The organism is Parapusillimonas sp. JC17 (genome assembly GCF_052180245.1).
Taxonomy (GTDB): Bacteria; Pseudomonadota; Gammaproteobacteria; order Burkholderiales; family Burkholderiaceae_B; genus Parapusillimonas.
In genome coordinates this window covers 1,521,274-1,542,065 of sequence record NZ_CP197474.1, presented here as the reverse complement: position 1 = coordinate 1,542,065, position 20,792 = coordinate 1,521,274, and the positions used below count along the sequence as shown (strand labels likewise).

The 20,792-nt window shown below is 62.9% G+C and carries 19 protein-coding genes; 18 read left to right on the top strand and 1 reads right to left on the bottom strand.

The window, feature by feature from the left end; translation table 11 throughout:
* The first annotated feature begins 88 nt into the window (after nt 1–88).
* From ACSBPU_RS07420 to ACSBPU_RS07335, 18 genes are all read left to right on the top strand, one after another.
* A complete protein-coding gene (locus tag ACSBPU_RS07420) occupies nt 89–2,119 on the top strand; it encodes a ligand-gated channel protein (RefSeq protein WP_442596857.1) in 2,031 nt (676 codons plus the stop codon).
* A gap of 166 nt (nt 2,120–2,285) precedes the next feature.
* The gene (locus ACSBPU_RS07415; RefSeq protein ID WP_442596855.1) at nt 2,286–2,822 is read left to right on the top strand and encodes a MarR family winged helix-turn-helix transcriptional regulator; all 537 of its coding nucleotides are present in this window, start codon (nt 2,286–2,288) and stop codon (nt 2,820–2,822) included.
* Between the two features lie 156 nt (nt 2,823–2,978).
* The gene (locus ACSBPU_RS07410; protein ID WP_442596853.1) at nt 2,979–4,376 is read left to right on the top strand and encodes an efflux transporter outer membrane subunit; all 1,398 of its coding nucleotides are present in this window, start codon (nt 2,979–2,981) and stop codon (nt 4,374–4,376) included.
* A gap of 10 nt (nt 4,377–4,386) precedes the next feature.
* Nucleotides 4,387–5,583, top strand: coding sequence for an efflux RND transporter periplasmic adaptor subunit (locus ACSBPU_RS07405; RefSeq protein ID WP_442596851.1), 1,197 nt, complete (start codon nt 4,387–4,389; stop codon nt 5,581–5,583).
* A gap of 2 nt (nt 5,584–5,585) precedes the next feature.
* Entirely contained in the window at nt 5,586–7,172 is a 1,587-nt protein-coding gene (locus ACSBPU_RS07400; RefSeq protein ID WP_442596849.1) for a DHA2 family efflux MFS transporter permease subunit, read from the top strand.
* Nucleotides 7,173–7,425: 253 nt separating this feature from the next.
* A complete protein-coding gene (rpmB, locus tag ACSBPU_RS07395; protein WP_180067524.1) occupies nt 7,426–7,662 on the top strand; it encodes a 50S ribosomal protein L28 in 237 nt (78 codons plus the stop codon).
* 31 nt (nt 7,663–7,693) lie between these two features.
* Entirely contained in the window at nt 7,694–7,861 is a 168-nt protein-coding gene (gene rpmG, locus ACSBPU_RS07390) for a 50S ribosomal protein L33 (protein WP_003810296.1), read from the top strand.
* 200 nt (nt 7,862–8,061) lie between these two features.
* Nucleotides 8,062–10,719, top strand: a complete 2,658-nt coding sequence (leuS, locus tag ACSBPU_RS07385) for a leucine--tRNA ligase (RefSeq protein WP_442596847.1) — start codon at nt 8,062–8,064, stop codon at nt 10,717–10,719.
* A gap of 7 nt (nt 10,720–10,726) precedes the next feature.
* On the top strand, nt 10,727–11,395 hold the full coding sequence (locus ACSBPU_RS07380; protein ID WP_442596845.1) for an LPS-assembly lipoprotein LptE: 669 nt from the start codon (nt 10,727–10,729) through the stop codon (nt 11,393–11,395).
* Nucleotides 11,396–11,399: 4 nt separating this feature from the next.
* Nucleotides 11,400–12,476 (top strand): DNA polymerase III subunit delta, encoded by a 1,077-nt coding sequence (gene holA, locus ACSBPU_RS07375; protein WP_442596843.1) that lies wholly within the window; start codon nt 11,400–11,402, stop codon nt 12,474–12,476.
* 58 nt (nt 12,477–12,534) lie between these two features.
* The gene (locus tag ACSBPU_RS07370; protein ID WP_442596841.1) at nt 12,535–13,821 is read left to right on the top strand and encodes a glutamate-5-semialdehyde dehydrogenase; all 1,287 of its coding nucleotides are present in this window, start codon (nt 12,535–12,537) and stop codon (nt 13,819–13,821) included.
* 12 nt (nt 13,822–13,833) lie between these two features.
* Nucleotides 13,834–14,250, top strand: a complete 417-nt coding sequence (locus ACSBPU_RS07365; RefSeq protein WP_442596839.1) for a CopD family protein — start codon at nt 13,834–13,836, stop codon at nt 14,248–14,250.
* Between the two features lie 12 nt (nt 14,251–14,262).
* A complete protein-coding gene (locus ACSBPU_RS07360; RefSeq protein WP_442596838.1) occupies nt 14,263–15,690 on the top strand; it encodes a THUMP domain-containing class I SAM-dependent RNA methyltransferase in 1,428 nt (475 codons plus the stop codon).
* A gap of 120 nt (nt 15,691–15,810) precedes the next feature.
* The gene (locus tag ACSBPU_RS07355; protein ID WP_442596836.1) at nt 15,811–15,996 is read left to right on the top strand and encodes a hypothetical protein; all 186 of its coding nucleotides are present in this window, start codon (nt 15,811–15,813) and stop codon (nt 15,994–15,996) included.
* A 148-nt stretch (nt 15,997–16,144) separates the two neighbouring features.
* Nucleotides 16,145–16,654: an RDD family protein gene (locus tag ACSBPU_RS07350; RefSeq protein ID WP_442596834.1), complete on the top strand. Its 510-nt coding sequence runs from the start codon at nt 16,145–16,147 to the stop codon at nt 16,652–16,654.
* 128 nt (nt 16,655–16,782) lie between these two features.
* Nucleotides 16,783–18,096, top strand: coding sequence for an AMP-binding protein (locus ACSBPU_RS07345; protein WP_442596832.1), 1,314 nt, complete (start codon nt 16,783–16,785; stop codon nt 18,094–18,096).
* Nucleotides 18,097–18,199: 103 nt separating this feature from the next.
* Nucleotides 18,200–19,123, top strand: coding sequence for an Hsp33 family molecular chaperone HslO (gene hslO / locus ACSBPU_RS07340; protein WP_442596830.1), 924 nt, complete (start codon nt 18,200–18,202; stop codon nt 19,121–19,123).
* Nucleotides 19,124–19,297: 174 nt separating this feature from the next.
* The gene (locus ACSBPU_RS07335; RefSeq protein WP_442596828.1) at nt 19,298–20,344 is read left to right on the top strand and encodes a TadE/TadG family type IV pilus assembly protein; all 1,047 of its coding nucleotides are present in this window, start codon (nt 19,298–19,300) and stop codon (nt 20,342–20,344) included.
* A 65-nt stretch (nt 20,345–20,409) separates the two neighbouring features.
* Here ACSBPU_RS07335 and ftsB read toward each other — a convergent pair whose 3' ends face one another.
* On the bottom strand, nt 20,410–20,772 hold the full coding sequence (ftsB, locus tag ACSBPU_RS07330; protein WP_442596826.1) for a cell division protein FtsB: 363 nt from the start codon (nt 20,770–20,772) through the stop codon (nt 20,410–20,412).
* Nucleotides 20,773–20,792: the final 20 nt, after the last annotated feature.

Genomic DNA, 20,792 nt, shown 5'->3' with positions numbered 1-20,792 from the left:
CTCATATACAACACGTGCGTTGACAACTGCGTCCGACAATAAGAATAATTCTTACTTTCAATAATACCCAGTAAAAGAGAGGGGTTGCATGTTGTCCGCTGTTGCTGTTGCTTTCCGGCCCAAACCCTTGGCCGCCGCTGTTCAAACTCTTTGTTCCATTTCCCTGCTTTCGTTTTCTTCCACGGCCATGGGCCAGGACGCCGGCGCACCGGTCTCGCGGCTGGACAACGTGGTGGTGACGGCCACCGGCTTCGAGCAGATGGTCGAAGACGCACCCGCCTCGATCACCGTGATCCCGCGCGCCGAACTCGAAAAAAAGGCCTTCAAGGACGTGACCGACGCCTTGAAGGACGTGCCTGGCGTGGTCATTACCGGCGGAGGCAGCTCGAGTGACATCAGCGTACGCGGCATGGCCCCCTCTTACACGATGATCCTGATCGACGGCCGGCGCCAGAATTCGCGCGAAACCCGCCCCAACAGCGACGGCCCGGGCATCGAGCAAGGCTGGCTGCCGCCGATGCAGGCCATCGAGCGCATCGAAGTCATTCGCGGCCCGATGTCGTCGCTGTACGGCTCGGACGCAATGGGCGGCGTGGTGAACATCATCACGCGCAAGGTGCCGCACGCCTGGACGGGCAGCCTGCGCAACGAAGCGACATTTCAACAGGACTCCGATTCGGGGAACATCTATCAAAGCAACTTCTACCTGGCGGGCCCCTTGGTCGACGACAAGCTGGGCTTGCAGGTCTACGGGCAGAAAGCGCAACGCCGGGAAGACGAAATCCTGAACGGCTTCAACAAACAGGACGCGACCTCGGGAACGGTGAAGCTTTCCTTCACGCCCAACAAGGATCACGACCTGATCGCCGAATTCTCCCGCACACTGCAGGAAAGAGTCTCGACGCCCGGAAAATCGATGGCCGCGCTCGACGCGCGGGGCAGGCCCAATAGCCCGTCCAGCACCAAGTACGACAAGAACGTCTATTCGCTGACCCATATCGGACGCTGGGGCAAAGCCACTTCCAATACCTATGTGCAGCGCGAAGAAACCGACAATCCCTCGCGCCTGATGAACTTGAAGAACACGGAGTTCAATACGCAGTGGAACCTGCCGCTGGGCAATCACATGGTCAGCGGAGGCTTCCATTACCAGAAGGAAAGCCTGAACGACCAGGGCAACCAGTACGATCCCACCGTCAGCCAACTGGACCGCTACCAGTGGGCCCTGTTCGCCGAAGACGAATGGGCCATCACCGAAGATTTCGCTCTCACGACCGGCGTACGCATGACGCGCGACGAAAACTACGGCACGCATTGGACACCCCGCCTGTACGGTGTCTGGCACACCACCGAAAACCTCAGCTTCAAGGGCGGCATATCCACCGGCTTCAGGGCGCCTTCGCTGCGCCAGGCCGTTGCCGACTGGGGCCAGATCACGGGCGGTGGCGGCGGCGTGCCGGCGATCATCGTGGGCAATCCCAATCTCAAGCCGGAAAAAAGCATCAGCCAGGAATTCGGCATCGTATGGGACGACCGCCAGGGATGGACCAGCAGCCTGACCTTCTTCAATACCGACTTCAAGGACAAGATTTCCGAGACGCGCCGGTGCACTGATCCCGACGGCCTGCCCACCTGCCATGTGTTTCCGGGCGACCAGGGCTACAAGTTCATCAGTGACCGAGTGAACGTCGACCGTGCGAACATCCGCGGCATCGAGGCGACCACCACCTGGTCCATACGCGACGACATGCGCTTGTCGGCCAACTACACTTACACGCACTCCAAGCAGAAGAGCGGCGAATTCGAAGGCCGCCCCTTGAACAAGATGCCCAAGCACATGTTCAATGCCACCTTCGACTGGGATGCCAACGAGAAGCTCGGCCTGTGGTCGCGCGTCAACTTCCGTGGAAAGACGTCGGACTACCTGAGCCGCACCTCGATGGCCACCGGCACGCCGTCCTTCACCTTCGTCGACATGGGCGTGAACTACAAGCTCAACAAGAACGTCAACTTCGGCGTCGGCGTGTACAACGTCTTCAACAAGCGCGTCACCGACGAAGCCTTCGAGGCCGTGTACGACGGGCGTCGCTATTGGGCGCATCTGACGGTGGGTTTCTAGGCGGGAACCCTGAGGGGTCAGACCCGTAGGGTCTGACCCCATGCTCGATGCCGTAGGGTCTGACCCCTCTGTTCCTGTGTGTTTGGGGTCAGACCCCGTACGGGGTCTGACCCCCTTGCCCCTGCAGTAATTGCCTAAGCAGCTACCTGGGCGCTAGAATTGCCCCATGAGCAAATCCGATCCTCCCTCCTCCGTCCAGCGTGGCGCTACGCGCCGCAAGTCCGTGCCCGGCAGGCAATCCGCCGGCTACTACCGCGACACGGCGGAATCGCTGGGGCCGGACGTCAACATAGGCTATCTCGTCAAGCAACTGCAGTCCTCCTTCAATCGCATGATGGAACTGCACATGGCACCCTTGGGACTGACCGCCATGCAATGGCGGCCGCTGGTCCTCATCCGCTACCGCAATGTGAACACCCCGGCCGAGTTGTCGCGACACAGCAATATCGACACGGGCGCCATGACGCGCGCGCTCGACCGGCTCGAAGCCAAGCAGTTCATTTCACGGCAGCGCTGCTCCGACGACCGCCGCAGCGTGCGTGTCGAACTGACGAAGGCCGGCAATGAAGTGGCCGAGCAGATACTTCCCGCCGTGGCGGCCACGCTCAATACGCATTTGCGCGGTTTCAGCAAAGACGAAGTCGAGCTTTTCATCAGCATGATCGACCGCATGCTGGCCAATGGCGAAGAGCCGGTGGAATAAAGCGCCGCGTCATCGCCACTGACACACGAACACTACGCCGCGCTTGCTCGCATGATGCTTATTTCTCTATAATAATTGCCTAGGCAATTACGTACTAGGCAGATATATTCAGCTTTCTGTCAGCAAGCGAACAGCCTCTCCATTCTCGTAAAAAGCATGAAAGCAGCGATTCCCTTATTGTTTACCGCCGCACTGGCGGGTTGCGCAGCCATGGACCCCGGCCCCCCCTCTGTGGCTCGGTTCGACGCGGCCCGGCTGGGCTTGCAGGACAGTGCCATTGCCTGGCCCTCCAGCCAGTGGTGGACCCGGTACGGCGACAGCCAACTGAATGCCCTGATCGACCAAGCGCTGGCCGGCAACCCGTCCATGGACGCCGCGCGAGCCAGGTTGGACAGGGCCGATGCGGCCGTAAGCGGCGCACGCGCCGTGCAGTTGCCTCGCGCAGACGCATCCTCCAACATCACGCGCGAACGCTTTTCCGCAAACTACATCTACCCTGCTCCTTATGGCGGCTCCATGCTCACCGAGGCGGACTTGCGCCTGAACATCGGCCTGGACCTGGATCTTTGGGGACGCAACCGGGCCCGTTTCGCGGCAGCGCTGTCGGAACGCGAAGCCGCGCGAGCGGATCTGCACATGGCCCGCAACGCATTGGTCGGCGCGGTGGTGCAAAGCTACTACAAGCTGCAGGGCGCGCTCGCGCAACAGACCGTACTCGAAGACATGGTACGGCAGCAGCAGAACGTCCTGGACATTACCCGCGAACGCGTGCGCGCCGGCCTGGATACGCAGATCGAGGCCAAGCAGGCCGACTCGTCGGTATCGTCGGCGCGCGTGCAACTGAGCCAGGCGGCTGTCAATGCCAAGCTGCTGCGCAACCAGCTTTCCGCTTTGGCGGGCGAAGGCCCAGGACGCGGCGCGCAGATCGGCCATGTGAAGCTGGAGGGCATGCCGCCCGACGTGCCGGCAACGCTGCCTCTCGACCTGCTCGCGCGCAGGCCCGACATCATCGCAGCCCGCGAACGCGCGCAAGCCGCCGCGGGCCAGGTATCGGCGGCCAAAGCCGAGTTCTTTCCGAATGTGAATCTCACCGCCTTCGTGGGCCTCATGTCCTTGGGACTGGGCAACCTGCTGGAAGGCTCCAGCAAGACCTATGGCGCAGGCCCCGCGATCTCGCTTCCCGTTTTTCATGGCGGGGCCCTGAATGCCCAACTGGACGCGCGCCGCGCCGAGCGCGACCTGGCCGTTGCCGATTACAACCAGACGCTGCTGACCGCCGTCCGGGAAGTGGCCGACTCGGTGGCATCCATCCATGCACTGGAGCAGCAAGCGGCAGACCAGGCAGAGAGCCTGGATGCCATCGCTTCGGCCTACCAGATCGCCGTCGATCGATACAAGTCCGGCCTGGGCAATTTCATACAGGTGCTGCTGGCCCAGAACGAGGTCCAGAAGCAGGCCATACTCGACGCCGACCTGCGTGCGCGCGCCTACGCGCTCGATGCCCAATTGGCCACTGCGCTGGGCGGCGGCTACCTGAATTCCACGAACAACTGAAGAAGTCTCCATGAGTACTGAAAAGAAACCGGCATACCGACGCAAGACGCTGTTGCTCATCGCCGCCCTGGCTTTTGGGGCCATCGGCATCGCCTATGCCGTCTGGTGGACGATCTATGCCTCGCACTTCGAAGGCACAGACAATGCCTATGTGAAAGGCAATCTGGTGCAGGTCGTCTCGCAAATACCCGGCACCGTGGTGGCCATCGCGGCCGACGACACCGATCGGGTGGAGCGCGGAGAAGCCCTGATCAGGCTGGACGCCAGCGACACCGACCTCGCGTTGCGCAAGGCTCAGGCGGGATTCGCCCAGACGCTGCGACAGACTCGCGCCATCTTCGTGCAGAACGATGCGCTGAAGGCCGAAATAGACGTACGCAAGGCGGACATCGAACGAGCCCAGGCCGATCTCTCCAAGGCGCGCAGCGACCTGAAGCGCCGCGAGGCCCTGTCTCGATCGGGAGGCGTGAGCGGAGAGGAAATCCTGCACGCGCGGACGGCCGTCGAGGCGGCCGAATCCGGACTGGCCCAGGCACAGGCCGCGTTGGCTGTTGCCAAGGCCAGGCTGGACACCAACCTCGCGCTCACCGCGGACATGCCGGTCGAAGAGCATCCGGATGTCCAGCTTGCCGCGGACAAGCTCCGCGAAGCGCTGCTCGCCAGTTCGCGCACGCATATTCCCGCACCGGTGAGCGGCATGATTGCGCAGCGGTCGGCGCAGGTAGGCCAGCATGTCGCCCCCGGCACTCCCTTGATGACCATCGTGCCGCTCGACCAGCTGTGGGTGGAAGCCAATTTCAAGGAAAGCCAGCTGCAGCGCATGAAGCCGGGCCAGAAAGCCACGCTGACGGCCGACATCTATGGCGGCGACCTGAGCTATCACGGCTACGTGCAGGGCCTGGCCGCCGGCACGGGCTCCGTTTTCTCGCTGCTGCCGGCGCAGAACGCCAGCGGCAACTGGATCAAGGTGGTGCAGCGCCTGCCCGTGCGCATCGTGCTCGATCCCGAGGAAGTGGCACGGCATCCCTTGCGGGTGGGCCTGTCCATGCAAGTGGAGGTCGACTTGCGCGACCCGACCAAGGAAGACGTGGAAGCCGCCCGGCGGATCGCCGGCCCTCGCGGCTTGAGCACCGCCGTTTACGACTCCGTTGACGGCCGGGCCGAGGCGCTGATCGCCAAGATCACCAAAGAAAACGCAGGGTCCTGATCATGGCCGCCGAGGAAAAGAGCGCCGCGAAACCCGCGCCCCCGGCGGCAGCCGCCCACCCGCCCCTGCAAGGCAGGGCGCGCACCATGGGTACGATCGCGCTGTCTGCCGCGGTGTTCATGAATGTGCTGGATTCATCCATTGCCAACGTCTCCATTCCGACGATCGCGGGCGACCTGGGCGTGAGCGCTACGCAAGGCACCTGGGTCATCACCTCATTTGCGGTGGCCAACGCCATCACGGTGCCGCTTACCGGCTGGCTGACGCAGCGCTTCGGGCAGGTCCGGCTGTTCGTGGCGTCCGTCCTGCTTTTCGTCCTTACCTCCTGGCTTTGCGGTTTTTCCTGGTCGCTGGAATCCCTGGTGGCCTCGCGCATACTGCAAGGCGCGGTTGCCGGCCCGATGATTCCGCTATCGCAATCGCTGATGCTGGGCTCCTACCCCAGGGACAAGGCGGGCATGGCGCTGGCGCTGTGGTCCATGACGATACTCGTCGGACCGGTGGCGGGACCCTTGCTCGGCGGCTGGATATCGGACAACTATTCCTGGCCGTGGATCTTCTACATCAACGTGCCCGTCGGCCTGCTGGCGGGCTGGGCCGCCTGGCAAATCTACAAGGAACGCGACTCGGTGAAGTCCCGCCTGCCCATAGACAAGATGGGCCTGGCGCTGCTGGTGGTGTGGGTGGGCGCACTGCAGCTCATGCTCGACAAGGGGAAAGAGCTCGACTGGTTCGCCAGCGGCGAGATCATTCTGCTGGCCGTCGTCGCCGTCGTCGCCTGCGTGTTCTTCATCATCTGGGAGCTGACCGCCGAGCATCCGGTGGTCGATCTTGCCTTGTTCAAGTACCGCAACTTCACCGCGGGCGTGATCACGATATCGGTGGGATACGGCGTGTTCTTCGGCACCGTCGTGCTGCTTCCGTTGTGGATGCAGAACACCATGGGCTATACCGCGACCGACGCAGGCATCGCCTCGGCGCCTGTCGGCATCCTGGCCATCATCATTTCACCCATCGTCGGCAAGCTCCTGGCCCGGCATGATCCGCGCATCATCGCCACTTTCGCCTTCCTGGTCTTCTCCCTCATCAGTTTCATGCGGGCCGATTTCAGCACGGACGTCGACATCGGCACCATCATGTTGCCGACTTTCATCCAGGGAGCGGCCATGGCGACCTTCTTCATCCCGCTCACCACGGTCACTTTGTCCGGACTGGATCCGCAGCGCATTCCCGCCGCGGCGGGCCTATCCAACTTCGTGCGCCTGGTGTTCGGCGCCTTCGGCACCTCCATCACCACCACGTTGTGGGAAAGCCGCGCGAGCCTGCATCACGCGCATCTGGCCGAAGCCGCTCGGCCGGGCGAACCGGCCTTCGATGCGCTGGTCTCGGGCTTGCAGCAAAAAGGCCTGGATGCCGGGCAAGGAGCCCTGTTGATCGACCGCCTGATCAACCAGCAGGCTTTCACCCTTTCGGCACTGGACATCTTCTATGCCTCGGGCATATTGTTCCTGGCGATGATCGCGCTGATCTGGGTGACCAGGCCTTCCACCGGCCGGCGCGGCGGCGCCGGCGCGACAGGAGCGCATTAACTACATGGGCGAGGGGTCAGACCCCGTACGGGGTCTGACCCCGGGAAGGCGGAGGTGGGGCCAGACCCTGTACAGGGTCTGACCCCTCAACCTCTCGCCAGGTTCTCATGCGCCCGGCCCGCCCGGCCTGCTTGACCCAAAGTGGTGTTTCACAGTAGAATACCAGGCTTTACGGATGCTTTTGGGCCCCTTGCACTTAGGGTGGAACCGGCATTCAAACAGCATTCAAAGTATATTTTTAAGGGGTATGACCATGGCACGCGTATGCCAAGTTACCGGCAAAGGCCCGATGGTGGGCAACAATGTTTCGCACGCAAACAACAAAACCAAGCGTCGCTTCCTTCCTAACTTGCAATCGCGCCGCTTCTGGGTTGAAAGCGAAAACCGCTGGGTGCGCCTGCGCGTTTCCACCAGCGCCCTGCGCACGATCGACAAAGTCGGCATCGATGCCGTCCTGGCCGACCTGCGCGCCCGTGGCGAGCTGGCCTAAGCCGTTCGCGAACTAATCCAAGGAGCTCATCATGGCAAAAGGTATCCGCGAGAAAATCAAGCTCGAGTCCACCGCCGGCACCGGTCACTTCTACACGACCACCAAGAACAAGCGCAACATGCCCGAAAAAATGCTGATCAAGAAATTTGATCCCGTTGCGCGCAAGCACGTCGACTACAAGGAAACCAAGCTCAAATAAGGGCTTGCCTGGGCCTGGTATCCCGAACCCGATCCGGTCCTCAACCCCGGCCGGATTCCCGTCCTGGCTTCCTTTCCCAGTCTCCTGAAAGACCCTGCCTCGGCGGGGTCTTTCGTTTTTCGCGTCCGCGAGCCTGGAAGCACTGCGAAGCATCCTATAATCCTAGGTTTGCACAACCATTTACGAATTCTCCGGATCCCATGCAGGAACGCTACAGCCCCAACGACGTCGAAAAAGTCTCTCATCAGAACTGGCAGGCACGCGATGCCTACCGCGTCACCGAAGACGCCAAAGCGGCCGACGGCTCGCTGAAGCCCAAGTTCTATGCGTGTTCCATGCTGCCCTACCCCAGCGGCAAGCTGCACATGGGCCATGTCCGCAACTATACGATCAACGACATGATGACGCGGCAGCTGCGCATGCGCGGCTACAACGTCCTCATGCCCATGGGCTGGGACGCATTCGGCATGCCGGCCGAGAACGCGGCCATCAAGTCCAAGGTGCCGCCCGCCAAATGGACCTACGACAACATCGCCTACATGAAGAAGCAGATGCAGGCGATGGGGCTGGCCATAGACTGGTCGCGCGAAATGTGCGCCTGCGATCCCAAGTACTACAAATGGAACCAGTGGCTGTTCCTGAAGATGCTGGAAAAAGGCATTGCCTACCGCAAGACGCAAGTCGTCAACTGGGATCCGGTCGATCAGACCGTTCTTGCGAACGAACAGGTCATAGACGGGCGCGGCTGGCGCTCGGGCGCGCTGGTCGAGAAGCGCGAGATCCCCGGCTACTACCTGCGCATCACCGACTATGCCGAAGAACTGCTGGAGCAAGTAAAGAACGGCTTGCCCGGCTGGCCCGAGCGCGTGCGCCTGATGCAGGAAAACTGGATAGGCAAAAGCGAGGGCGTGCGCTTCGCCTTCCCGCACACCATACAAGACGATTCCGGCTCGCTCATCCAGGACGGCCGCATGCATGTGTTCACGACGCGCGCCGACACCATCATGGGCGTCACCTTCTGCGCGGTCGCACCTGAGCACCCATTGGCAACGCATGCGGCCAGATCCAACCCCGAACTCGCGGCCTTCATCGAAGCCTGCAAGCAGGGCGGCACGACCGAAGCCGAAATGGCGACGCGTGAAAAGGAAGGCATGCGCACCGGCCTGCACGTCACGCACCCGCTCACCGGAAGCCAGGTCGAAGTCTGGGTTGGCAACTACGTGCTCATGAGCTATGGCGACGGCGCCGTCATGGGCGTTCCCGCGCACGACGAGCGCGACTTCGCCTTCGCCAGGAAATACGGCCTGCCGATACGCGACGTGATCGCCGTCGAGGGCAGGACTTATTCCGCGGAAGCGTGGCAGGACTGGTACGGCGACAAGCAACAGGGCCGCACCGTGAACTCCGGCAAGTACGACGGGCTTACGCACGCGCAGGCCGTCGACGCCATCGCTGCCGACCTGAACGAAAAAGGCCTGGGCGAAAAACAGACCACCTGGCGCCTGCGCGACTGGGGCATCTCGCGCCAGCGCTACTGGGGCACGCCCATTCCCATCATTCACTGTCCCGATTGCGGTCCCGTGCCCGTGCCGGAAAAAGACCTGCCGGTCGTCCTGCCCGAAGAGCTCATCCCGGACGGCAGCGGCAACCCGCTGACCAAGCATGAAGCGTTCCTGTCCTGCGCCTGCCCCAAGTGCGGCGCCGCGGCGCGCCGCGAAACCGACACCATGGACACCTTCGTGGATTCGTCCTGGTATTTCATGCGCTATACCTCGCCCGGCAACGACCAGGCCATGGTCGACGAGCGCAACGATTACTGGATGCCCATGGACCAGTACATCGGCGGCATCGAGCACGCCGTCCTGCACTTGCTGTATGCGCGGTTCTGGACGCGCGTCATGCGCGACCTGGGCCTGGTCAAGTTCAGCGAGCCGTTCACCCGCCTGCTCTGCCAGGGCATGGTGCTCAACCACATCTACTCGCGCAAGAACGAGAACGGCGGCATCGAGTATTTCTGGCCCGAAGAGGTCGAGAACATCTATGACGCCAAGGGCGCCATCATCGGTGCCAAGCGCATTTCAGACGGCAGCCCGGTGCAGTATGGCGGCATCGGAACCATGTCCAAGTCCAAGAACAACGGCGTCGATCCGCAGTCGCTCATCGACTCCATGGGCGCGGACACGGCCCGCCTCTTCGTCATGTTCGCCAGCCCGCCGGAGCAGACGCTCGAATGGTCTGACTCCGGAGTGGAAGGCGCCAACCGCTACCTGCGGCGCCTCTGGGCATTCTGCCACGGCCATCGCGCTGCCATCCAGAAAGGCCACGGCGCCAATCCCGGCATGGGCGAAGCCGATGCCGCCGCCAAGGGCCTGCGCCTGGAAGTCCACACGCTGCTCAAGCAAGCCGACTACGACTATCAGCGCATCCAGTACAACACGGTGGTGTCCACCTGCATGAAGATGCTCAATGCGCTGGAAGACGCCAGTCTGCCGGACACGCCCGCGGCAAACTGGGCATTGGCCGAAACCACGTCCATCCTCCTGCGCGTGCTGTATCCGGTCGTACCGCACATCACCTGGAAGCTCTGGCAAGACCTGGGCTACGACCAGGTGCATGGCGACCTGCTCGACGCCCCCTGGCCCATCGTCGACGAAGCCGCCACCATCGCGGACGAAATCGAGCTCATGCTGCAAGTCAACGGCAAGCTGCGCGGCTCGATCAAGGTGGCCAACGACGCCGGCAAGGAACAGATCGAAGCCACGGCCGTGACGCACGAAGCCACGATACGGTTCCTGGAGGGCCGTACGCCCAAGCGCGTCATCGTCGTTCCCGGAAAACTGGTCAACATTGTTGGATGACGCCCGCATGCACAGCACTTTGCTCATGTCCCCCCACTCCGTCCTGTCCGCGCGACGCCGCCTGCGGGGGCTTGCGAGCCTGGCGCTTTGCATGCTGCTGGCAGCGTGCGGCTTTCACCTGAAGGGTGCGGCCCAACTGCCATTCACCACCGTCTACACCAACATCAGCGAGAACTCCGAGTTCGGTTCGAATCTTCGCCGGGCGATCGTCGCCAGCTCACCGGGCACGCGTTTCGTCGAAGACGTTGCGCAGGCGCAAGTCAGGCTGACGCAGCTGTCCAATATCGAGACCCTGCGCGAACTCTCGCTGGATGCGCAAGGCCGCGTCGAGGAATACGAATTGAACCTGGAATTCGTATTCCAGATCACGGACGCCCAAGGGCACGTCATCCTGCCGCCCACCACACTGCGCTCAACTCGCGAGCTGCCGTACGACGACTCCGTGGTGCAGGCCAAGCAGGGCGAAATCAATACGGTCTTCAAACGCATGCAGCAGTTGCTGATAGACCGGATCGTGCGTCACCTGGCCTCGCCCGATGTCCGCGAGGCATTCGTGCAGGCCCAGAACCTGCCCCCGATCGACGCAACGGATACGCCGGCCACAACGCCGCCCGCCGCCATTCCGCAGCCGCCGACGCCTTGGGGTTCGCCCAGGGTCGGGCCGGGCCTATACTGAACCCATGGGACGCCAACTCGATGCCGACAGCCTCATCGGCCAACTGAACCGGTCTTCGCCTCCTTCGCTCGACAGCCTCTACATCGTCTCGGGCGACGAGCCCCTGCTCGCCATCGAGGCCTGCGACGCCCTTCGGGCCGCGGCGAACCGCGCGGGGTTCAGCGAACGCATCAGCATGACGCTGGATGCCCGGTCCGACTGGTCCGCCGTGATCGGCGCGACGCAGAACGTCTCCCTGTTCGGCGATCGCCGGCTCGTCGACGTGGCCATCCCTTCCGGCAAACCCGGCAAGACCGGCGCCGACACCCTGCTCAAGCTGGCCGACATGGCCGGCGGAGGCGTCCTCGCGGACACCATGCTTCTGATCAGCCTGCCCCGGCTCGACAAGGCCACGCGCAATACCAAGTGGGCGGCGGGCCTCTTCGGCGTCGCCACCTCGGTGGAAGTCTCGACGGTCGAACGGCCCGCGCTGCCGCACTGGATCGCCCAGCGCCTGGCGCGGCAGAACCAGCAGCTCGACCGTGAAACACTGGAATGGATGGCCGACAAGGTCGAAGGCAACCTGCTGGCCGCCTTTCAGGAAATCCAGAAGCTGGGTTTGCTCTACCCCGAAGGCAAGCTCAGCGCTCAGGATGTCGAGCAGGCAGTGCTGAACGTCGCCCGCTACGACGTGTTCGGTCTGCGTGACGCCATGCTGGGCGGCAATCCCGCGCGCGCGCTATCGATACTCGCGGGACTGCGCGCCGAAGGCGAAGCACTGCCCCTGGTCTTATGGGCGGTAGGCGAGGAAGTACGCGTGCTGGCGCGCCTTGCGGCCGCACAGGCCGCGGGCAACGACATGCAAGCCGAATTGCGGCGCCTGCGGGTGTTCGGGCAGCGCGAACAGCTGCTGCGGCAGGCGCTGAACCGCGTTTCCCCCGGCAGCTGGCCCGCTGCGGTCCAGCATGCGCACGACATCGACCGACTGATCAAGGGACTGAAAGTGCCCGGCAGGCTGGATGATCCCTGGGAAGAGCTCGGCAGGCTCGCCCTGCGCATCGCCATCTCCCGACCCCGGCGGCCTCGCGGCATGGCGGCCTGAACGCGATCTGCGAATAACTGGGATAATTCTTCCAAGCACGAAAGAATCCTGGGCCATCATGACAGAACAGACTTACTCGACCTCACATACCGATATCGCCACGGACATGCTCCAGTTGGGCCGCCAGGCCCGGCAGGCGGCGCGCGCCATGCGCAATGCCAGCGGCCACGCCAAAGCCGTCGCCTTGCGCGCCATGGCCGACCGTCTGCTGAACCAGAAGGCAGCCCTGCAATCCGAAAACGCCAAGGACCTGGAAGCCGCGCGCAACAATCGCATCAGCGGCGCCATGCTGGATCGCCTTCAGCTTTCCGACAAGGCGGTCGCCAACATGGCCGACGGCCTGCGCCAGATCGCCGACATGCCCGATCCGGTCGGCAGCCTGTCCGCCAGCGCCACCCGCCCCAACGGCATGCGTGTCGCGCAGATGCGCGTTCCGCTGGGAGTCATCGGCATCATTTACGAATCCCGCCCGAATGTGACCATCGACGCGGCGGCGCTGTGCCTCAAGTCCGGCAACGCCACCATCCTGCGCGGCGGCAGCGAGGCCTTCCATTCGAACCAGGCGCTGGGAGCCATCATTGGGCAGGGCCTGGCCGACGCGGGCCTGCCTTCGCACGCGGTTCAGGTCGTGGGCACCACCGACCGCGCCGCGGTAGGCCAACTGGTCACCATGACCGACTATATCGATGTCATCGTTCCGCGCGGCGGCAAGGGCCTGATCTCGCGCCTGTCCGCCGAAGCGAAAGTGCCGCTCATCAAGCACCTGGACGGCAATTGCCACGTCTATCTGGATGCCTACGCCGATCTCGACAAGGCCCACGACATCGCCGTCAACGCAAAGACCTATCGCTACGGCATCTGCGGCGCCATGGAAACCCTGCTGGTACATGCCGATATCGCGGCCCGCATTCTTCCGCGGCTGGGCAATACCCTGACCGGCATGGGCGTCGAACTGCGCGGCTGCGACGCCACGCGGGCGATCCTGCCGCAAGCCCTCCCCGCCACCGAGGACGACTGGCGCACCGAGTACCTGGAGCCCATCCTGGCCATCCGCATCGTCGAGGACATTGACGCCGCGCTGGATCACATCGCCCGCTACAGCTCCGAGCATACCGAATCCATCGTCACCGAAAACCTGCAGGCGGCCGAACGCTTCCAGCGCGAAGTCGACTCCAGCTCCGTCTATGTGAATCTGCCCACCTGTTTCGCCGACGGCTATGAATACGGGCTGGGGGCCGAGATCGGCATTTCGACGAACCGGCTGCATGCTCGTGGTCCGGTGGGCCTCGAAGGCCTCACCACGTATAAATGGGTACTGATGGGCAACGGCCAGTTGCGCGGATAGGCGGCTCCAGCCATGCTATGGATCAAGACCTTCCATATCCTGTTCGTGACCTCGTGGTTCGCCGGGCTGTTCTACCTGCCGCGCATCTACGTCAATCTTGCGCAATCTCAGGATCCCGCCGTGACCGGCCATCTGCTCGGCATGGCGCGCAGGCTGTACCGCTTCATGACGCCCATAGGCGTGCTGGCGCTGGTCTTCGGCCTGTGGCTGTTTCTGGGATATGGCCTGGGCAGAGGGCAAGGATGGATGCATGCGAAACTCGCGACGGTCGTGCTCCTGGTCATCTACCATCTGGCCTGCGGCCGCATGCTCAAGACCTTTGAACGCAACGCCAACCAGCGCAGCCACAAGTTTTACCGCTGGTTCAATGAAATCCCTGTCCTTCTGCTGCTGCTCGTCATTGCGCTGGTCGTCGTACGTCCCTTTTGAGCTTCACCTATCATGACCGACTCACCTCCCCGAAAAACGCTGACACTGAAGAAAAGCGCCGAGCCCACGGCAGGCGCGGATGACGACCGCCGCAAGCGTTCCGGCGCCCGGGCCAAGCAAGTGGCGCAGATCGAGCGCGAACGCGAGAAACAACGCCAGGCCGCCAGCACCGCAACGCCCTCTCCGCGCCGGAAAAACGAAGCTGCGCCGACGCCCGCCGCTCCGCGGCGCAGCGCGTCCGACGTTACGGAACGCCCCCGTGCCGAGCGCCGGCCGCGGCCCTCGAAAAGTGAAATCTTCCGGGTCTTCGCGCCCTGCCCCCAAGGCCTGGAGGAAGCCCTTGCCGCGGAACTGCAGGCGCTGGGTTTTCCTGACGCAGAGCCCGCCCGCGCCGGCTGCGGCTTCACCGCCGACTGGACGGGAATCCTGCGGGCGAACCTGTATTCGCGCCTGGCGACACGCGTGCTGGTCCAGGTTGCGCACGGCCCCGTGCACCACGAAGACGATATTCTCGACCTCGCACAGCAAACGGCATGGGAACGCTGGTTCGGTCCCGAGCATACCCTTCGGGTCGACACATCCGCCATCCGCAGCCCTATGCAAAGCCTGCAATACTGCAATCTGCGGGCCAAGGACGGTATTTGCGACCGCCTGCGCGACCGCGAAGGCGACCGGCCGGACATCGATACGGTACGCCCCGACGCACGCGTGCATCTGTTCCTGAACGAAGACAGCGGCACCCTTTACCTGGACACCTCCGGAGAATCCCTTTTCAAGCGGGGATGGCGCCTGGAAAAAGGCGAAGCGCCGCTGCGCGAGAACCTGGCCGCCGGAATACTGGCGCTTTCGGGGTGGGACCCCTCTCAGCCGTTGCTCGACCCTTTCTGCGGCAGCGGCACCATCTTGATCGAGGCCGCCTGGATCGCCCTCGGCGTTCCCGCAGGCATATGGCGCCCCTTCGGCTTCGAGCGTTTGCGGGGCCACGATGCGCGCCATTGGCGCGACATCAAGGACGAAGCGCGCTCGCACATTGCCAGCCAGCTGGAAAGCCCCATCGTCGGTTGCGACCTGGATGACCGCGCGATCGAAGCCGCCCGGGCCAATACCGAACGCGCCTGGCTGACTCCGGATTCGATACGTTTCGAAGTCGCCGACGCGCGCCGCTTCCCTCCACCTGCCGAGCGAGGCTGGCTGATCACCAATCCGCCCTATGGCGAGCGGCTGCCCGGCGATGACACCCAGCTCTGGGAAGAATGGGCGCGCAATCTCAAGCAGAACTACAGCGACTGGCAGGTCAACATCATCTCAAGCGACCTCGACCTGCCCAAACATTTGCGGCTTAAGCCCAAACGGCGGTATCCCCTGTATAACGGCGGGCTAGAATGCCGGCTCTTCAATTTTGAAATGGTGGCAGCCAGCTACCGGAAACCCAAACCGTAGCGCCGGAACGACATCCTTTGTGCAATGCAAGGTAAAGCTTGCAATGATCTAGGGTTTACCCCTATAATAGGGTTAACCCTGAACGAAACGTTCATTATCTTCATGCACAGAGGCTACGCTATGATCAACGTTGGCAAAGAAACCCGGTTAACAGACGAACTCGAACGTCAACTGATGATGCAGGCCATCGAAGATCAATTCCGCTTCAAGCCTCTGGTGTCGTTAAAGAAGCTGGCCGCAAGGCTGTTTGCCGGCCAGGCCGGCAGCAAGACTCCGGTGCAAGGCACCGTCGAGTCCGCTAGCTGAATGTAAAGGTTGTCTCCTCCCTGGTTGCGTAGTTCTGCAACCCGCGCGGCCCCTCCCGCGTGTTTTAGCCGCCAAGCAGTATGGCGGCTTTTTTATTGCTCCGGATTTGCGGGATAATAGCTGTCTTTCCACTTAGCCTCCTTCCGCAATGCAAGCCGCATCCTCTGTTTCATTTTCCACGCCCAGCCGCTGGCGCCGGTTCACATGCATGATGTATGAAGGGGTCTTGCTGTTCGGGGTCGTGTTCCTGGCCGGCTATCTGTTCGACACATTGACGCAAAGCCGCAATGCGCTGATGTTCCGGCATGGCAGGCAAGCTATTCTGTTCATCGCCATCGGCGTGTACTTTCTGGCCTCCTGGAGCAAGAAAGGACAGACCCTGCCCATGAAGACGTGGAACATCCGCCTGGTGGGCCGCGATGGCGAACCACCCACCACTGCCCGGCTGCTGCTGCGCTACCTGCTGATCTGGCCGCTGCCGCTGCTTGGTGCCCTGCTGGTGCTGGCCGGATCCCGGATCACCGGCTACAGCTCCACCGACCTGTTCATCGTCTTCACACCGTTCACGCTGTTCATCTGGACCTGGTTCGATCCCGACCGCCAGTTTCTGCACGACAGGCTGGCGGGCACGCGGCTGGTCAACGTGGCCCTCGCCTGAGGAAACTCGGGGAAACCCTAGTGTCGTTGGCTTTCTGAATCTTAGGGTTGCGCATACGCGCCTTGTCGTTCATGCTTCGGGATGGAATAAACCCGCGCGTTTACTTGCCCAGTTGAAGCCTAACGATAATGAACGACCAATACTCGGAGCTGTACTCGTCTTACCAGTGGCTAGTCCCCTCGCAGTTCAATATCGCGCAAGCGTGCGTCCATCGTTGGGCAGAAAATCCGTTCGAAGGGCGCAGAATCGCGATCTACCACGAGAACGAACTGGGGCAGCGCGAAGTGTGGACATACTCCCGGCTGGCCGAAACCTGCGGAAAACTGGCCAATGGCCTTTTGAAAATGGGTGTCCAGCCCGGCGACCGCGTGGCGGTCACCATGGAGCAACGGCCGGAGCTCGCCGCCGCTCATATGGCCATCCTCAGCATAGGGGCCATCACGACGCCGCTGTCGGGCTATCCCTACGACCACCTGACCGCCTGCCTGAATGATGCCGATATACGCGTGGCCATCACCGACGCCGATTCGGCGCCGGGCCTACTCGGCGCGCAAGCCCGGCGGCCGGCCCTGACGCAGATCGTAGGGCTGGACCTGGATCACGAAGCGGTCATCCCCTGGCGCACGCTGCTGGCCAGGCAGATGCCCGATCTGAAACTCGTTTCCACCCGGCCTGCCACGCCGGCGCTCCTGTTTTATGGCCAGCCTGACACCCAGGCACTGGGCACGCTGCTGCCGCACGGCGCCCTCATCGGCAGCTTGCCGGGTTTCGTGGCATCGCAGAACTGGCTTCCGCAAAAAGGCGACATTTTCTGGACACCCAGTGCATGGAGCACCCATGCGGGCCTGGCGCTGGGAATCCTGCCGGCGCTGTACTTCGGCTTGCCCGTTCTTAGCGTCGCCGGCTATGTCTCGGCACAACGCGCGCTGGAGCTGCTGGAGCGCTACCAGGTCACCAATGTCCACTTCCCGGCCGCCCTGCTGGCCGACATCATGGGCCACACCCCATCGCCACGGCAGCAACACCAGTTGGCGCTGCGTGCCGTCGCGTCCCATGATGGACAGCTGGATCAGCCTGCCAGGGACTGGTGCGCGAATGCGCTGGGCTGTCCCGTCAATCAGACGCTGAGCCGCAATGAAGCAAGCTACCTCCTGGGCGACAGCTACCGCAAATGGCCGCCCATGGCGGGCAGCATCGGCAAGCCTTATCCCGGCCACCGCATCGCTGTACTGGACAGCCTGGGCCGGCCCTGTGCCACTGGAAAGCGGGGTGAAATCGCGCTCCATCGCTACGATCAATACGGCCATCCCGATCCCTCTCTCTTCCTGGGCTACTGGGGAAACGACGCGGCCGGCCAAGCTCGGTTCCGCGGCGACTGGTTCCTGACCGGCGTGCGCGCCTGGATCGACGACAACGGATACTACTGGCCGGCGGAATCCTGATGGGGTCGGACCCCGTACGGGGTCCGACCCCCGCATAACGAACAGCATGGGGTCAGACCCCATTCGGGGTCTGACCCCGGTAGATATGGGCTAAAATTTACCCATGACCGATTTATTCAAAAAATACCTGTTGGCCGACCACAGCACGCGCGTGCAGGTGGTGAAGCTGGGCCATGCCTGGCGAACCGGCATGGCTCACCAAAGCTATCCGGAAAGTGTCGAAAAGCTCCTGGGCGAACTGGTTTCCGCCGCTGTTCTGCTGGCTTCGAACATCAAGTTCGATGGTGCCTTGGTCCTTCAGCTGCAGGGAGACGGTCCAGTGGCCCTGATCGTCGTCGAATGCACGACCGATCTGTCCATACGCGCGACGGTCAGCCTGCGCGAAGGCCAGGAAATCCCTGAAGACGGTACGCTGCAGTCCCTGCTCAATCCCAATGGGAACGGCAGATTCATCGTGGTCCTGGATCCCGACCGCGAGAAAACGAATATGCAGCCCTATCAGGGTGTCGTGCCGCTCGAGGGAAATACCGTCGCCGGTGTCCTGGAAAGCTATATGCGCGGGTCCGAGCAGCTCGATACGCGTCTTTGGCTTGCGTCCAACCCGGAATACTCCTCGGGCCTGCTGCTGCAGCGATTGCCCAGGCACGGCGGCTCGGCACACGTCGATGACGCCTCGGCCGACGAAACCTGGGCGCGCGTGTCGCATCTGGCATCCACCATCAAGTACGACGAACTCCTGACACTGGACGCCGATGAGCTCGTGCACAGGTTGTTCTGGCAGGAAGACCTGGTCGCGTACGAACCGCAAGAAGTCCGCTGGCACTGCCCATGCAACCGCGAGCGCGTCGGCAATATGCTGCGCACGCTGGGACGCGAGGAGATCAAAGACTTGCTCAGCGAGCGCGAATCGATCGAAGTGCTGTGCAATTTTTGCGGCAAACCCTATCATTTCGACGCCGTCGACTGCGCCGGCCTGTTCGCGGACGGCACCGGATCACCGTCCGAAGGCAAACCGTCGATTCATTAAGCCAAGGGGTCAGACCCCATACGGGGTCTGACCCCATTAGCAACGACCTCCGCGCGGATGAAAAGGGGTCAGACCCCGTACGGGGTCTGACCCCAGCCCAATCCTCTATGATGCCGACGCCCTTGCGCATTTCCCACAGTCGACGCAAGAAGCTTGAGGAGCCACACTGGCTCCATGTCCGCTACACCACCATTGCGACGCGCCGGCCAGCCAGGCGCTTTTTCCACTTTGCCGCCGGTATTCATCCAGCGCAAGAATTCCGATCCGTCCGCTCCGCAATCGGGCGCCGGCATCGTGGAATTCGCCATCGTAGCGGTACCGGTGCTGTTGCTCGGCCTGGGCGCCATCGAGTCTGCGCAATGGCTGTTCACGCGACAAGCCGTCAGCCTAGCCCTGCTCGAAGCCGGGCGTGCCGGCATAACCCAGCATGCCAGGCCGGAAGCCATGGTCGACGCCTTCGAGCACGCCCTGTTGCCGCTGCATGCCTCGGCATCCCGTTCTTTGGCTCGAAACAGGCTGGAGTCCGCCTTGGCACAACGCCGGCAGCGGCTCGGCTCCGCCCCCTGGCGCATCGAGATCCTGTCCCCCGCTGAAGCGGCATACCGCGACTTCGCGGATCCGGCCTTGCTCATCTCCCGCCAGAGCGGCCGTGCCGCCATCAACAACAACTATCTGCATGAACAGAACCTGCGGCATCGCGCCACGGGCTGGTCCGAAGGACGCGGTCCCGCATCGGGCGTCGACATATTCCAGGCCAATACACTTGTGCTCAGGCTGAGCTACCTGCATGAGCCCGCCGTCCCCGGAATGAAGTCACTGCTTTCCATGCTCGGGAACAACCAGGGCACCTACCGGCAACGCGCCATGGCGGCGGGTTATCTGCCCATGGTGCGCGAAATGACGTTTATCATGCAAAGCCATCCGGTCAGCTGGACTATGCCCGAAAACGGCAAGATCGTGGGGCCGGAACGCCCGGCATCCAACCCGCCCTCGGCGGCTGCGCATTGTGTGGGAATGTGGTGCCTGCCGCAAGGGCCGGAACCGATTGCCATGGCCGAAACGCCGCCGGCCGGCCCGCCTCCGTGGCCATCCGGACCCGGCTTGCCAAGCATATCCGGGCCGCCGCCCCAACAGCCGGGCACACTACCGCCCGAACCGGCGCCTCTGCCCGCACTCGACGACTGCCTGGGGTCAGACCCCGCATGGGGTCTGACCCCTTGACCCTTTGGCCTTGAATCGCAGGGGTCAGACCCCGTACGGGGTCTGACCCCTTCATCGACGGTGGGCTACCTGGGGTCAGATCCCGCACGGGGTCTGACCCCGGTCCTGGTCCCCGACGCGCGTTTGGGCGGGGGCTTGATCTCGGGCTCTTTTTCGTTGGGGGCCAGGATCTGGACATAAACCTCGTCATCCTTGATCATGCCCAGCTCGCTGCGCGCGCGTTCCTCGATGGCGTCCGTTCCCGACTTCAAGTCCTGGACCTCGGCCTGGAGGGCGTTGTTGCGTGCCACCAGCGCATCGTTGGTTTCCTGCTGGGTAGCGACCTTTTTTTGAAGCTCGTGCACACGCAGCCATCCGCCCTTGCCCAACCACAGGGCATATTGGGTAACGGCCGTAAGCAATACCAGGATGATCAGGAGCAGTCGCATGCTTCTCTAGAAAGCAAACC